The sequence below is a fragment of the Dyadobacter sp. LHD-138 genome, assembly GCF_030929615.1.
GTDB lineage: Bacteria > Bacteroidota > Bacteroidia > Cytophagales > Spirosomataceae > Dyadobacter.
In genome coordinates, this window is record NZ_JAVFVU010000047.1 from 1 (window position 1) to 14,001 (window position 14,001).

Annotated in this window: 15 protein-coding genes; 9 read left to right on the forward strand and 6 right to left on the reverse strand. The window is 42.3% G+C overall.

The genetic code is table 11. The annotated features are described in order from the left end of the window. Positions 1–121: 121 nt before the first annotated feature. On the reverse strand, positions 122–856 hold the full coding sequence (gene truA / locus RB622_RS26240) for a tRNA pseudouridine(38-40) synthase TruA (RefSeq protein ID WP_308049753.1): 735 nt from the start codon (positions 854–856) through the stop codon (positions 122–124). Between the two features lie 223 nt (positions 857–1,079). Here truA and RB622_RS26245 point away from each other — a divergent pair, with 223 nt between their 5' ends. From RB622_RS26245 to RB622_RS26270, 6 genes are all read left to right on the forward strand, one after another. Then, a complete protein-coding gene (locus RB622_RS26245) occupies positions 1,080–2,753 on the forward strand; it encodes a glutamine--tRNA ligase/YqeY domain fusion protein (protein ID WP_308049754.1) in 1,674 nt (557 codons plus the stop codon). Between the two features lie 150 nt (positions 2,754–2,903). Next, positions 2,904–3,485: a hypothetical protein gene (locus RB622_RS26250; RefSeq protein WP_308049755.1), complete on the forward strand. Its 582-nt coding sequence runs from the start codon at positions 2,904–2,906 to the stop codon at positions 3,483–3,485. A 137-nt stretch (positions 3,486–3,622) separates the two neighbouring features. Continuing rightward, on the forward strand, positions 3,623–3,970 hold the full coding sequence (locus tag RB622_RS26255; protein ID WP_308049757.1) for a hypothetical protein: 348 nt from the start codon (positions 3,623–3,625) through the stop codon (positions 3,968–3,970). Positions 3,971–4,082: 112 nt separating this feature from the next. Beyond that, positions 4,083–4,607 carry a ferritin gene (locus RB622_RS26260; RefSeq protein ID WP_308049758.1) on the forward strand — a complete coding sequence of 175 codons (525 nt, stop codon included), beginning with the start codon at positions 4,083–4,085 and terminating at the stop codon, positions 4,605–4,607. Positions 4,608–4,741: 134 nt separating this feature from the next. Beyond that, entirely contained in the window at positions 4,742–5,188 is a 447-nt protein-coding gene (locus RB622_RS26265; protein WP_308049759.1) for a MarR family transcriptional regulator, read from the forward strand. A 29-nt stretch (positions 5,189–5,217) separates the two neighbouring features. After that, complete coding sequence (locus tag RB622_RS26270) at positions 5,218–5,655, forward strand: organic hydroperoxide resistance protein (protein ID WP_308049760.1); 438 nt, start codon at positions 5,218–5,220, stop codon at positions 5,653–5,655. A 192-nt stretch (positions 5,656–5,847) separates the two neighbouring features. On the opposite strand, the gene RB622_RS26275 is transcribed toward RB622_RS26270, so the two are convergent. The 4 genes from RB622_RS26275 to RB622_RS26290 are packed head-to-tail and all read right to left on the reverse strand — an operon-like array spanning position 5,848 to position 8,849. Next, entirely contained in the window at positions 5,848–6,405 is a 558-nt protein-coding gene (locus tag RB622_RS26275) for a GNAT family protein (RefSeq protein WP_308049761.1), read from the reverse strand. Positions 6,406–6,416: 11 nt separating this feature from the next. Next, on the reverse strand, positions 6,417–6,899 hold the full coding sequence (locus RB622_RS26280) for a GNAT family N-acetyltransferase (RefSeq protein ID WP_308049762.1): 483 nt from the start codon (positions 6,897–6,899) through the stop codon (positions 6,417–6,419). Positions 6,900–6,935: 36 nt separating this feature from the next. Beyond that, positions 6,936–8,222: a chloride channel protein gene (locus RB622_RS26285; RefSeq protein ID WP_308049763.1), complete on the reverse strand. Its 1,287-nt coding sequence runs from the start codon at positions 8,220–8,222 to the stop codon at positions 6,936–6,938. 45 nt (positions 8,223–8,267) lie between these two features. Beyond that, entirely contained in the window at positions 8,268–8,849 is a 582-nt protein-coding gene (locus RB622_RS26290) for an HPP family protein (protein WP_308049764.1), read from the reverse strand. Between the two features lie 198 nt (positions 8,850–9,047). Between RB622_RS26290 and RB622_RS26295 the strand changes: the two genes are divergently transcribed. Continuing rightward, entirely contained in the window at positions 9,048–11,285 is a 2,238-nt protein-coding gene (locus tag RB622_RS26295) for an FUSC family membrane protein (protein WP_308049765.1), read from the forward strand. Here RB622_RS26295 and RB622_RS26300 read toward each other — a convergent pair whose 3' ends face one another. Further along, complete coding sequence (locus tag RB622_RS26300; RefSeq protein ID WP_308049766.1) at positions 11,286–12,464, reverse strand: MFS transporter; 1,179 nt, start codon at positions 12,462–12,464, stop codon at positions 11,286–11,288. 424 nt (positions 12,465–12,888) lie between these two features. Here RB622_RS26300 and RB622_RS26305 point away from each other — a divergent pair, with 424 nt between their 5' ends. Beyond that, complete coding sequence (locus RB622_RS26305) at positions 12,889–13,089, forward strand: YwbE family protein (RefSeq protein WP_308049767.1); 201 nt, start codon at positions 12,889–12,891, stop codon at positions 13,087–13,089. A 12-nt stretch (positions 13,090–13,101) separates the two neighbouring features. After that, complete coding sequence (locus tag RB622_RS26310) at positions 13,102–13,962, forward strand: DMT family transporter (protein WP_308049768.1); 861 nt, start codon at positions 13,102–13,104, stop codon at positions 13,960–13,962. The last annotated feature ends 39 nt before the right edge of the window (positions 13,963–14,001 follow it).

Here is a 14,001-nt window from a genome sequence, read left to right on the forward strand (position 1 = left end):
TTTAAAAAGTTAGAGGCAGTCCCGATGGACCACCCCTAAACAGGCTGACATAGTGCCGCCTAAAACATAAATTTATAAAAATAAATTAACAAGTGATTGGTTATTAACACAGAATCTCTCTTTATTCCGGATACCCCACCTCAACCAGAAACAAACCCTCCGGCGGAGCCTGCGGTCCTGCTTTGCTCCTATCCTGGGCCAGAATTATCTTTTCAAAATCTTCAATACTTTTTTTACCCGTCCCTACCTCCAAAAGTGTCCCGACCAGCGCACGTACCATTCCGCGTAAAAAACGATTTGATTTGATGCTGAATATCAGTATTCCATCGTTTTCAAACCATTCGGCCAATGTGATATCGCAGAGAAAATTATTTACCTGGGTATGAATTTTACTAAAACTTTCAAAATTTTTGTGCGTCAGTAACAACGCGGCAGCCGAGTTCATGCGCGCAATATCCAATGGCTTATGAAAAATATGTGATTCTCCGCTTAAAAATGGGTTTTTCCGTCGGACAATCCGATATTCATAACGACGGTATGAAGCATCAAAACGCGAATGTGCCGTTTCTTCTACCTCAAAAATACGATGAACCGCAATGTCAGCAGGTAAAAGACTGTTTAACCGGTAAGTCAACAAACCGGAGTCTTTGACCGCATTGGCCGTGTCAAAATGTGCATATTGCTGCTCCGCGTGAACGCCGGTATCGGTCCTGCTGCTGCCCACACTCTCGATGGTTTCTCTAAGGATCAGCGAAAGTGCTTCGTCAAGCAATTGCTGAACCGAAATGGCGTTGTTTTGCCGCTGCCAACCACTGTATTTTGTTCCCTTATAACTGAATTCAATAAAATAACGCATAGGACAAAAGTAAAAATTCGCCGATTATTATCTGGAATCTGGCACCAGATTTATGAAATACTTGTTAATTAGGATTAAGCTATACCTCAAAGTTGTGTATAATCATATCATTTTCACTTTACTTTCTTGAATAAAACAGATATTTCAGGGAAAGCCAATAAATTATTTCGGGGTTGACGTGAAGAACATTAACTTTGACAATTGAAATTATTTCCAGTACTGTATGATTACGGAAGAGAAAAAAGAAGAAAAAAGCCTGAATTTTATTGAAGAGATCATCGAGGCAGACCTGCAAGCGGGAAAGTACAAGGAAATCATTACCCGTTTTCCTCCTGAGCCTAATGGTTATCTTCACATCGGTCATGCGTCAAGCATTTGTCTGAATTTTGGGTTAACGAAGAAATTTCCGGGTTATACCAACCTGCGATTTGATGATACAAATCCTACGACGGAAGACACAGAATATGTTGAAAGCATAAAAAACGACATCCGCTGGATGGGTTTCGAATGGGAAAATGAGCTTTATGCTTCTGACTATTTCGATACTTTATATGGTTATGCGATTCAGCTGATTCATAAGGGTTTGGCATATGTTGACGATTCATCTTCTGAGGAAATTGCAACGCTGAAAGGAACACCGTCTGAACCGGGCAGAAACAGTCCCTTCCGTGACCGTTCCGTTGAAGAAAACCGCCTGCTTTTTGAACAGATGAAAAACGGCACATTTCCAGACGGAAGTCGTACGTTGCGGGCTAAAATTGACATGGCGCACACCAATATGCTGATGCGTGATCCTATTTTGTACCGTATCAAACATGCGCACCATCACCGTACCGGCAACAATTGGTGCATTTATCCGATGTACGATTTTGCACACGGACAAAGCGATTCGATTGAAACCGTAACCCATTCCATCTGTACGCTGGAATTTGTTCCTCACCGTGAATTATACGACTGGCTGATCGAACAATTAGGCATATATCCTTCACATCAATACGAATTTGCACGCCGTAACCTGAATTATACCGTAACCAGCAAAAGAAAATTGCTGCAACTGGTGCAGGAAAAACATGTCAACGGCTGGGACGACCCGCGTATGCCAACCATCAGCGGACTGCGCAGAAGAGGTTATACACCGGCAAGTATCCGCGATTTCTGCGACCGTATCGGTGTGGCCAGGCGTGAGAACATGATCGACGTAGGTTTGCTTGAGTTTTGCGTGCGTGAAGATTTGAACAAAACTTCACTGCGTAGAATGGCGGTTCTTGATCCATTGAAAGTGGTGATCACCAACTTCCCGGAAGAACTTTCGGAAACTTGTCTGAGCGAAAACAATCCGGAAGATATCGCTGCCGGCATGCGTGAAATTTTGTTCACCCGCGAAATTTTCATCGAACGTGAGGACTTCATGGAAGTTCCTTCTAAAAAATATTTCCGGCTTGCACCTGGTAAAATGGTTCGTCTGAAAGGCGCGTACATTATCCAGGCGGAGTCGGTCGTGAAAGATGAAAACGGAGAAATTACGGAAGTGCATTGTACCTATGTTGAAAACAGCAAAAGCGGACAGGATACCACGGGAATTAATGTAAAAGGAACGCTTCACTGGGTTTCTGCCAAACATGGTGTTCCGGTGGAAGTCCGTTTGTATGACCGCTTATTTTCCGTAGAAAATGTCGCTTCGGAAGAAGGCGATTTCAAAGATTATATTAATCCAGACTCGTTGAATATCATTACCGGTTATGCCGAACCCGCTTTGCGTGATGCCAAACCAGGTGAATCATTCCAGTTTTTACGTAAAGGATATTTCGCAGCAGATCCTGATGGCAGCACGGAAAAACCGGTTTTCAACCGTACCGTAACGCTGCGTGATAACTGGGCAAAGGCGGCTGAGAAGTAGCTGACAATAAATTTATTATTACATAAAAAACGTCGTTCTTTGAAAAAAGGAACGACGTTTTTTATTCGGCTAATGTTTATTTTTTATATTGAATTATTTTATATATAAAAATATCTATTATATTTGAATTTCCATTATTTCAATTCTATAATGAAGATTTTTTTATCCGTATTAATATTGATAGCTCTGGTTTCTTGCAAGGAAGAAAAAGACCATTATTGGAGTGATGTCACTTTTGATAATAAAATTTCAGCTAATCCATCATTCAAAAAAATGGATAAGGAAGAATTTGCGTCATCTTATAACAATGAAAATCTAAAAAGAACCAGCGATATAAAATATAGCAATGAAATCCTTGACAGAGCGAGTGGATTTGCCACAAATTACTCGCCCGTTAATTATGGCTGCACCGCTTATTTTGACGATAAATCCGATAAATTAGTAATTGATATTGGCCTACATGGCCCATTTGGAGGAAGCGGCTTTTCCCTTAATTATTTTAACGGAAAATTTTTCGCTAACCCATATAAATATAGTGATATACCCTTGGAGAATGAAACAGAACCAATTTATAAGGTCATTGTCCAAAAGCTAACCTTGGATAAATCTCACTTTCAGGTTGGCGACAGTATTTACGGATTAGTAAATTTTCGAATTATTGAAATTAAAGACAAGATATCGATCGGGCATACCGCCAAAGGTTTCTTCCGTACAAAAATCGCCAAAGAATAATTTGTTTGTACTTCATTAAAATTTAGAACAAAAACCACTCCATATAATTAGATTGGTTTTAAATAACTCTTGCTTCGTTAGCATTTACCCTTTATCTTTGTGCCAGATTCAGGTTTATATATAAAATGCCAGTTACAGTGAAGCACCCGAATGAATTGTTCAGTACCTCGAAAGGTTTTAGTTTTCAGTGTGATAATAGTTCAAGAATTGTAATTCATTTTGGAGAAATGGTTGCATCTTTCCGCATCCAGGATTTCCTGAACTTTCGCCGTTTTGTAAATAAAATCGATATCAAAAGCAGGTTATTCGACCTTTCGGATGAATCTGATTTCGAATTTGTTGAAGCTCCGCAACTGAATATCAATCAGAAGCTTACCCTTTGCGAGCTGATTCAACTACGCGAACTGGTTAACGGAACGCACTTCGCTATCGAGCTTAATTCTTTGCTTCATTCAATTCTTTATGTAGAGTCAGAATTAGTCTAAATAGCTGACGGCCTTCATATTAGACCAATTCCAAATTTATAGTTACGTCTTGTAATGACGAACTTTCCTCTGATATTTGTGCTTATTACTTCAAATGATAAACAGAAATACCATGAAAGACCTACTTAGAGCCCGCACTTCTTTAAAAGAAGAAATAGAAATATTATTGAACAACCAGGTTAAAATGGAAGCAGAAGCTTCAGCTAAATATTTAGCAATGGCTTCATGGTGCGACCGTAATGGTTTCAGAAATAGCGCAGCCTATTTCCTTAAACAAGCCGACGAAGAACGTGCACACATGATGAAAATTTTCAACTACATCATGACTGTTGGCGGGACTGCCGTTTCACCTGAAGTTCCTGCTGTGAAACAAGAATATGCTTCATTCAGAAGTGTATTTGAAACTGCGCTTCAAAGCGAAATCAGTGTAACACAATCGATCAACAGAATCGTTACACAGAGCCGTCGTGAAGAAGATTACGCCACAGAAAACTTCCTTCAGTGGTTCGTGAATGAGCAAATTGAAGAAGAAGATAACGCGCGTCGTGCGGTTGAACTTTTCGATGTAATCGGCGAAGAAGGAACTGGCCGTTACCAAATCGACAAAGCCATTATGAAAATCGGTTCAGGAGAATAAGGTTTAAAAATATTGATTTAGGAGCTGTATCGTGTGATACAGCTCTTTTTTTTGTGCTCAGTAGTAAAATAATCAGTCAAAAGCTTGCAATTAAATTGTATACAATTTAATTTTACACAATCAATATATAACGAATGGAACTGCTAAAACTATCGAATCAACTTTGCTTCCCGCTTTATGCGCTGTCAAGGAAAATTACCAGCCACTACCTTCCGATACTGGAAAAAATAGGACTTACTTATCCACAGTATCTGGTCATGATGGTGCTTTGGGAAGAGAGCGGGCTTTCGGTTAAAGAACTCGGACACCGTCTTATGCTGGACTCCGGCACGCTTTCTCCTCTTTTAAAAAAACTGGAAGACCGGGAAATACTGGTTCGCACACGCTTGAAAGAAGACGAACGTGTGGTTATTATTTCTTTGACCGGGACAGGTGAAAAATTAAGAGAAAAAGCCTCTGAAATACCTGAACAAATCAAATGCTGCCTGGATCTTTCCGATAAGGAGCTAAGAGACTTGCGGACGCTGGCCGCAGGTTTGCTGGATAAAATCAATAAACTGGAAGCTGTTCACAACAATTAAACAAATTAGTAAAACTAAAAATTAGCGTTATGGTTCAGGCAATATACACCGCCACTGCGACAGCAACCGGCGGAAGAAATGGAAAAGTTACGTCCTCTGACGGTATTTTAGATTTAGAAGTACGCCTTCCAAAACAAATGGGCGGTGCAAATAACAACTACACAAATCCCGAACAATTATTTGCAGCGGGTTACGCGGCATGTTTCGACAGCGCGCTAAATCTTGTTATCCAACGCAGCAAAGTGAAAACCGGCACGACATCCGTAACCGCGCATGTGGGAATTGGTAAAAATGAAGCGGATGGTTTTGGTCTGGCTGTTACCCTGGAAGCCAACATTCCCGGCGTTGAACAATCCGTGGCCGACGACCTGATCGCCAAGACACATCAGGTTTGTCCTTACTCAAACGCCACCCGCGGAAACGTCGAAGTGACTTTGATAACAACCGTTGAAGCATTCGCAGAATAAAGATTGGGCGGTCGGTTTTCGGCAGTCGGCTTTCAGATTTGGGGTATGGGGATGTTTACTCCAATCATTCTGATTTGTAGCAATATTTAAGTATAACCCATTGAAAAAGAGAAAGACCGCTGGTAACCTTAATTGCGGTCTTCTCTTTCATTTCTTTAAATCTTTCACTAAAATAGGAAATTATTAAGCCAATTACCGGTAATCGCTGGCGAGCAAAGAATAAACTTCCGTATCCCAAAACGCGCCTTCAAAAAATGTATAATCTTTAAAATAAGCCTCCTTCACAAATCCATGTTTTAAAGCCAGGTTAACCGATGCTTTATTTTTCGGGTTAATAACCGCTTCGATCCGGTGGAATTTCAGGTTATCAAAGCCATATTTCAATACGTCGGCCACAGCTTCGTTCATATATCCTTTGCCCCAATAGGCCGGATCCAGGGAATATCCAATTTCTCCGCGGTAGTTTTCCTTGCTTATTCTCGGATAACCCACCGTTCCGATCATTTCCGGATTTCCTTTAATCGTAATAGCCCAGCTGATACTGATTTTTTGTTCAAACAAAAACTGGTAATTCTTTACCAGATCCTCGGCCTCTTTCTTTGACTGGAGTAAAGGAATCGAGATATATTCCATAAGCTCTTTTCTGCTGCGCTGGTGAAACATCGCGACAACATCATCCTGAGAAATTGCTCTCAAAATCAACCGCTCCGTTTCCAGAACCGGAAATTTATCAAAACTTAAAGTGAGCATGTCTTTATTTTTTACAATTTCCTGAACATAATATGAGCATCCACATAGCCCAGCGTCAAATGATTAAATCCTTCGGGAATTGTCCCGATGATCTCAAAACCATGTTTCTGCCAGAGTTTAACGGCTACTTTATTGGTACTTACGACAAGATTAAACTGCATGGCCTTAAACCCGAAACGTTTCGCTTCGATCAGCGAGTGTTCACAAAGCAAATTGCCAATTCCCCTGCCCTGCGCTTTGGGATGCACCATGTAAGAACCATTGGCAATATGCGATCCCAAATCGATCTGGTTTGGTTTAATCACGTACGTCCCCAGTATTTCGCCATTATCTTCCAGAACATAGGTTTCCATGTAGGGGGCAAACCAAATTTTATCAAGATCCTCTTTGGGCGTATCAGGCGCGAAAACGTACGTGTCTCCGGTCTGAATTACCGAAGTAAAAATCTCCCAAACTTCATGACGATCCTGATCAATAGCTTTTCTGATATGCATAAACCGAGTAAACAAAATGAAAATATGATGTTCTATTTAACTGACTTTCAATAACGCCTTGGCCTTATAGGTGTAAACCGTATACGGAAAAATAAAATGTGCCACAAACCAGGAAATCAGCGAAGCAATCACAATGGGAACAAACAAGATGTAATTGTCCGCTATGGCACATACCAGAAAAATCGAGGTAAGTGGCGCATGGATACTTCCGCTCAAAACTGCCGCCATACCGATCACAATGAAGTTAAGCGGAATAAGATCGAGCTGAAAAAAATAATTTAAGGTCAAAGCGGTGATTAGCCCTAAAAATGCCCCGATAAACAAACTGGGTGCAAATACGCCCCCGTCGCCGCCGGCACCGAGTGTAATGGAAGTCGCAATGGGTTTAAGCAACAACACCACTACAAATGGCAAAAGCAGATAAATATTTTCAGGATGTGGGATAGAAGTCAGGTTTTTGATACCCGCATAACCTTCTCCATACAAACTTGGAAAAAAGAAAACCATCGTCGAAATAATCAGCGATCCTGCCAATATTTTGACGTAATCATTTCCCAAAGAGCCAAAAAACTTCTTGAAAAACAATACGCTTTTAGTCAGAAAAACGGAATTAAAACCGGCGAGAACGCCCAGCAAAATAAAATAGGGAAAGGCTTCCTTATGCCATCCGGTTATATCAAAAGTGAAAACCTTTTGGTAGAAAAAATATTTCGTCAGCAGGTAAGAAGTCAGGATTGCCGTGATCAGTGATGCCAGATGCGTCTTTTTTCTCCTTTTTGTAAAAACCTCAAAAGCAAACATGAAACCGGCAATCGGGGCGTTGAACAATGCGGTCACCCCTGCGGCCAAACCTGCACAAACCAGATCCGTACGGTACTTATTCAAGTGATTGACCTTATGGCTGGACAACGCGCCAATGGATGCCGTTGCCACCACGGTTGAGACTTCAATACCCGTGGAACCTCCGAAAATAACCGTTAAAAATCCGTTGAAATAATGTGAGGGAATTTTATACGCAGGCAATGTTTTCCCGTCTTTTGTGATCGCATCCAACACCTCCTTGATCCCTTTATTAGGCTTGTTACGAAACAGAAAATGTCTTAAAATATGAATTGTGGTGAAACCGATCAGCGGCAATAAAAAAATCAAATACTTATTCTCCTTCAGCCGGTGTACAAAATCATGTTCGTAGTGTTCTGTGATCACTTTCAGTGTGTCGGCAACCAAAGCTGAAAAAACACCGATCATTGCGGCGGCGCCCAACACAGCCATTGTCCTCCTGGCCTTTTTTAGCCGGTACGAAGACGGTGTACTTATAGTCATAAATCCTGAATCGTGTAAATCAAATTATTAAACTTTGCGGCGGGTCTATCTGTACTTGCGCTTCCAGATTTTGTACCACAATTTATTTTTAGGATAGGTCCGGTGAGAAGTCATATTATTAACGACCAAAGCAACGAGCAACAATATCAGTACGCCGGACAAAACCGGACTTAATACGTAAAGATACCCAAGACTGGTAACTTTCTCCGAGCCGATGTTGGCAATGAGCGCCGTGGCCCCACCCGGTGGGTGCAGGGTTTTGGTCATTTGCATGGCTACAATGGATAAAGAAACTGCAAAAGCGGAAGAAAGCCACACTTCGTTGGGAATGATATAATGCACGGTTACGCCTACGAAAGCGCAAATCACATGTCCCCCAACGAGATTTCTCGGCTGTGCAAGCGGACTGTTAACGATACCATAAATCAGCACCGACGATGCTCCAAATGAGCCGATCAAAAAAAGATTATCGGTGTGCGAGAAGTTCTCCTTGTTTAACAAACCAATTAAAGCGATACCCGCAAATGAGCCCAGAAAAGTCCAGAAGTGATCTTTAAAATCAATTAATGTTTCCTTGTAAATGACATAACGCGCCATCCTGGCGTGTTTTCTAAATCGTTTCCTCAAAACTGATACAAATTATTTTGCAAAATGTATTAAATAGAACCCCGTTCTCAAAGTTATGGTTCGGCTTCGTTTCTGCAAAATTTTATAATCTGTCCGCCACATGTCCATAAGCTGAAATTTATTCTAAAAAGGTATCGTTTTTGTCAAACATAAAGCGGATATTGGAAGCATAGAATTAGTCACCGTTTACCGTTTTGCATGAATTACCTTGATGAGTTTAGAAAATTTATTTCCAGCCATTATCTCTACACGGGCGTCAGGCTCACGTTGGGTGCCGTAATTCCATGTCTGATTTTCCATCATTACGGCATACTAAGTGATTTCATCGCATTTCCGCTAGGCACTTTGCTGATCGGCACAACGGATAATCCGGGACCTCTTCACCGCAGGAGAAATTCGCTGATGATCGCCATCCTGACCTGTTTTCTTGTAGCCTGCGCAACCGGTTATCTGCGGCATATCCACTTCATTGCCTTCTTTGAAATTATTCTTTTCGGGATGTTTTTCTCGCTGGTCGGCGTGTATGGCAACCGGGCAAACAGCATCGGACTGATTGCACTGCTGGTTTTTGTTTTCAATGTCGATAACCACATGAGCGGTGATACGGTTTTGAAAAACGCCCTGATTTTCTCAGCGGGCGGCATCTGGTACCTGATCCTTTTTCTTGTTCTTCAGACAATCCGCCCTTATAAGCTTATCCAGCAACTACTGGGGGAAAATTTTGTAGAGCTCGGTAAACTCCTTTCCGTTAAGGCCGGTTATTATTTTGCCAAACCCGACTACGACGAGTTATTCAACCAGATGATTCATCAGCAGGTTATTCTCCGCGAAAACCACGAAACATTACGGGAAATTTTGTTCAAAACCCGCCAGATTGTATCGGAATCTACCAATACCAGCCGTATTCTGATGCTGATGTTTCTGGATAGTGTCGATCTGATGGAGCGTATCATCAATTCCCAGCAAAATTATTCCAACCTGCACCGCGCTTTTGACCACAGCAAAATCCTCCGGCTGTTTGGCACCTACATCACCTGGCTGGCGGCCGAACTTCAGCATATCGGGCTGGCTGTACAAAGTGGTTTTCCATCCAAACCCAAACATGACCTGGATGAAGCTTTCAATAAATGTCAGCGGACTTTTGACAGTATTCGGGAGAGAACGATGACGCATGATAATATCGAAGATTTTATCATGTTACGTCAGATTCTGAACAGCTTACAGGACATTACCGAACGTGTGAAAAAATTACACCGGGCTACCAGATACGACTCAAATCTGGGCAATGAGTACAACCTGAACGTTGAGATCGATGATTTTACGACCAAACAGGAATATCATCCAAGAATTTTACTGGATAACCTCTCGCTAAAATCGAGTCATTTCCGGCATGCGCTTCGGGTCACGATCGGCTTAATCATTGGATTCCTGGTTTCCCTTTTCTTTAGTGTAGGCCACGGTTACTGGATTTTACTGACGATTGTCACCATCATGAAGCCTGCTTTCAGCATCACCAAACAGCGGAATCTTTATCGGATCGCCGGTACGATTGTGGGTGCGTTTGCTGGTTTCATGACGTTATATCTAATTAAGGATGATACTATTATCTTTGTCATCATGATGCTGGCGATGATTTCGGCATACAGTTTTCTTAAAATCAATTATTTCATTGCCTCCATCGGCATCACGCTGTATGTGCTGCTCTGGTTCAACTTTTTAAATCCTGAGCACATCACCGCGGTGTTGCAGGACCGGGTTATCGATACCGTCATTGGATCGATTATCTCCTATTTTGTTTCGTCTTATGTCTTGCCCGTTTGGGAGCACACACAGATTAACCAGTACATGCGGGCGGCACTGGATGCAAACCGGAAGTATTTCGATAACGTTGCACTGAGCTTCACGGGGGCTTCGCTGGATATTCATGAACTTAAACTGCACAGAAAAGAAGCGATCATTGCGATGGCAAACCTGTCGGATAACTTTCAGCGGATGCTGTCCGAGCCTAAAAAGCAGCAGGTTAAAATGGAAGAACATCACCAGTTTGTAGCCACTAGCCACATGCTTACTTCCTACATCGCCTCGCTGTCGACCTATGCCCAAACCGTGGGGCAAACCTATTTTTCAGAAGAATTCAAGCCCATGGTCCGGCAGATAGACCGCCAGTTCGAGTCAGCTATGCAGGTGTTGGATAAAAAGGAAAACGCGGGATTGGAAGTTATAAAAGAATCCCTTCCTCAAAACCAGAAACTTTTGCAGCTTTTGTCGGTCCGGAAGAAGGAAATCAAAGAAATGGGCATTGAAAAGTCTGCCCAGTCACCGGCCAGAAAAGCTTTGTCTGATTTTAAAACCATCAACGGACTCTTCGAACTGATCAGCACGATTACCATTGATGAAATTAAGATTCTGCATAAGATTTCTGGCGGAAAGGCTTGATTATGCCGGTTGCAATTGCGCAATTTCTTCCTTGCTCCGTTTGGAGTGCAGCATCAATACCAGCGAAACCAGGACACCGCCGAAGGCCATACCCGCCCCCACCCATTCCGGCGCATTATAACCCAAACCGGCCGCGATAGGCAAACCGCCAAGGTATGCGCCCAGGGCATTGCCAATATTGAAACTCGCCTGGCTTACAGAAGCAGCCAGCATCTCGGCACCTTTGGCCGTGTTGATCATCAGCATTTGCAGCGGAGAAAGCATCGCAAAAGCAACCGCTCCGGTAATAAATGTAGAGATCAGCGTCAGGATTTGATTATGTGATACAAAATAAACCATGGTCAGTGACAGCACCATAGCCAGCAGCAAAGCGGCCGAGGTGTAAAGCGGTGAGAATTTATCTGCCAGCCTGCCTCCAATGAAATTGCCAACGACCATACCCAATCCTGCCAAAACCAGAATGTACATAATGGAATCTTCATGAAACCCGGCAACTTCTGTCAGCAAAGGCGCGATGTAGCTATACCACGAAAAGAACCCGCCAGTCCCGATTGCAATGACCAACACGATCAGCCAGGCGTCAAGACGTGTAAAAAATTTCAGTTCACTCAGCAAACCTTTTGTATTGGTCACTGAAAGCGCCGGCATCCACAATTTAATGCTTGTGGTTGTCAGCAAACCAATCACACCAACGATCATAAACGTGATACGCCAGCTGATATGGTGACCGATGAAAGTCCCCAGCGGGACACCGATCAGATTCGCAATCGTAAGTCCTGCAAACATCAAAGAAACCGATCTTGCTTCCTTTCCCTCGTCTGCGAGCCGGCCAGCTACAACAGCCCCAACGCCAAAAAAAGCTCCGTGAGGTAACCCCGAAAAGAAACGTGATATCAACAGCATTTCATAACTCGGCGCAAAAGCCGATAACGTATTGAAAACAGTAAAAAGACACATTAAGACCAGCAAGATGGTTTTTGGCGGTTTGCTCCCCGTAAATCCGATTAATAACGGTGCCCCAACCACCACACCCAGTGCATACGCCGACACCAGATGGCCAGCTTCCGGAATTGTTATTTGCAAGGATTTAGCGATATCGGGTAAAATACCCATGATAACGAATTCCGTCATCCCTATACCAAAACCGCCAAGGGTCAATGTCAAAATACTCTTTTTCATTTCAATCTTCGATTACAAATAGATCACCAATCTTGGTTTTGTTAAAATAAACCAGTTCGTCACCTCGATCGCATATTCTGATTCGATCAAAGCATTTCATAACATCTGCGGCATAAACGTTTTCACTCAATTTGTAACGCATCAGGTTAAAAATGTGTTCAATTTGAAAAATTGAGGCAATTCTCTAAGTTTAAATTCATTTAAACATTTGAAGAACAGAAAGGATTTATCTGATCCGGCGAACGGATAACACAAAAAAGTGTTGGTGAACGATCGAAAAACCGGCGTTAAATTTGTTTCTAAAAATTGGAAAAATATAACTTTATACTAATTAGTGAATGAATCCCGACGAAGATTATGCCGCGGCGCCGATTTGTCTTACTTTTGAAAAAAAATTCATTAACAATTGTAAAAAATCGAAAGCATGAACGAATTATCGGGCACAGAACGGAGAAATATTAATCCGGGACTTTCCGTTTCTATTGTTTTAAAACAGGACCAACGTACTGGTAAATTGACAAAAGGCATAGTAAAAGACATCCTGACGAGTGCGCCAAAACATACACACGGCATCAAAGTGAGACTGGTTACCGGTGAAGTGGGCCGCGTAAAAATGATCGGATAACAGATAACGCCCATGATATTTAATCCTCGAATCAGCTTACTTATAGGTGTCATTGCTATCAGTATTTTCCCGGTACTTGTCAAATGGGCTCCCGTTTCGGGTATTTCTTCTGCATTTTACCGGATGGCTATTGCGGTGGTTTTTCTGCTGCCCTATGTTTTACTCAAAAAACAACTGCAAAAACCGGAGCGCTCGTTGTGGTTCCTGATTTTTATATGCGGGATCTTATTTGGGAGTGATATTGCCATCTGGAATCTTTCGATCCATTATTCAAATGCTACGCAAGCAACTTTACTGACCAATTTATCTCCCGTCTGGGTCGGTATCGGGTCGGCCGTTTTCCTGAATGACCATCCGGGCAGACACTTTTGGATTGGAACCATCGTGGCGCTCGCCGGCATGGTCATCCTGATGGGACTGGATACGTTTACCCAAATGAAATTTGACAAAGGATTTCTGATGGCCGTCATGTCCGGCCTGCTGTATGCAAGCTATATGATTGTCAGTAAAAGGGCTCTTAACCGGATGAATATTGTCAGTTTTATGACGTACAGTATGATCGTTTCGAGCCTATATCTTTTCATCGTCTGCCTTGTGATGCAAGAACCGCTATGGAATTTCACGCCAACCATTTGGGGCGTATTGAGCATTCAGGGATTGATCTGTCAGCTGCTTGGCTGGCTTACGATCAGTTATGCCGTTCAAAAACTCGACGCCCAACGGGTTTCTTTAAGTCTGCTGAGCCAGTCGATTGTAACCGGGCTCCTGGCCTGGATTTTTATTAACGAAAAGGTTTCCTTCCAGATGATCGTTGGCGGCATCATCATTCTGATCGGTATCGGAATTACTTTTATGAAGAAAAAAAGTCTTTAAAAGTCGTTTCATTTCTACCAGAGCGCTGTAAACGAGTAT

Bases quoted from the DNA above. Each gene is read 5' to 3' on its own strand.
- RB622_RS26265 (WP_308049759.1), top strand. From the start codon at position 4,742: ATGGAACTGCTAAAACTATCGAATCAACTTTGCTTCCCGCTTTATGCG.
- RB622_RS26280 (WP_308049762.1), bottom strand. From the start codon at position 6,899: ATGCATATCAGAAAAGCTATTGATCAGGATCGTCATGAAGTTTGGGAG.
- RB622_RS26300 (WP_308049766.1), bottom strand. From the start codon at position 12,464: ATGAAAAAGAGTATTTTGACATTGACCCTTGGCGGTTTTGGTATAGGG.
- RB622_RS26305 (WP_308049767.1), top strand. From the start codon at position 12,889: ATGAACGAATTATCGGGCACAGAACGGAGAAATATTAATCCGGGACTT.
- truA (WP_308049753.1), bottom strand. From the start codon at position 856: ATGCGTTATTTTATTGAATTCAGTTATAAGGGAACAAAATACAGTGGT.
- RB622_RS26275 (WP_308049761.1), bottom strand. From the start codon at position 6,405: ATGCTCACTTTAAGTTTTGATAAATTTCCGGTTCTGGAAACGGAGCGG.
- RB622_RS26270 (WP_308049760.1), top strand. From the start codon at position 5,218: ATGGTTCAGGCAATATACACCGCCACTGCGACAGCAACCGGCGGAAGA.
- RB622_RS26295 (WP_308049765.1), top strand. From the start codon at position 9,048: ATGAATTACCTTGATGAGTTTAGAAAATTTATTTCCAGCCATTATCTC.
- RB622_RS26245 (WP_308049754.1), top strand. From the start codon at position 1,080: ATGATTACGGAAGAGAAAAAAGAAGAAAAAAGCCTGAATTTTATTGAA.
- RB622_RS26260 (WP_308049758.1), top strand. From the start codon at position 4,083: ATGAAAGACCTACTTAGAGCCCGCACTTCTTTAAAAGAAGAAATAGAA.
- RB622_RS26285 (WP_308049763.1), bottom strand. From the start codon at position 8,222: ATGACTATAAGTACACCGTCTTCGTACCGGCTAAAAAAGGCCAGGAGG.
- RB622_RS26250 (WP_308049755.1), top strand. From the start codon at position 2,904: ATGAAGATTTTTTTATCCGTATTAATATTGATAGCTCTGGTTTCTTGC.
- RB622_RS26310 (WP_308049768.1), top strand. From the start codon at position 13,102: ATGATATTTAATCCTCGAATCAGCTTACTTATAGGTGTCATTGCTATC.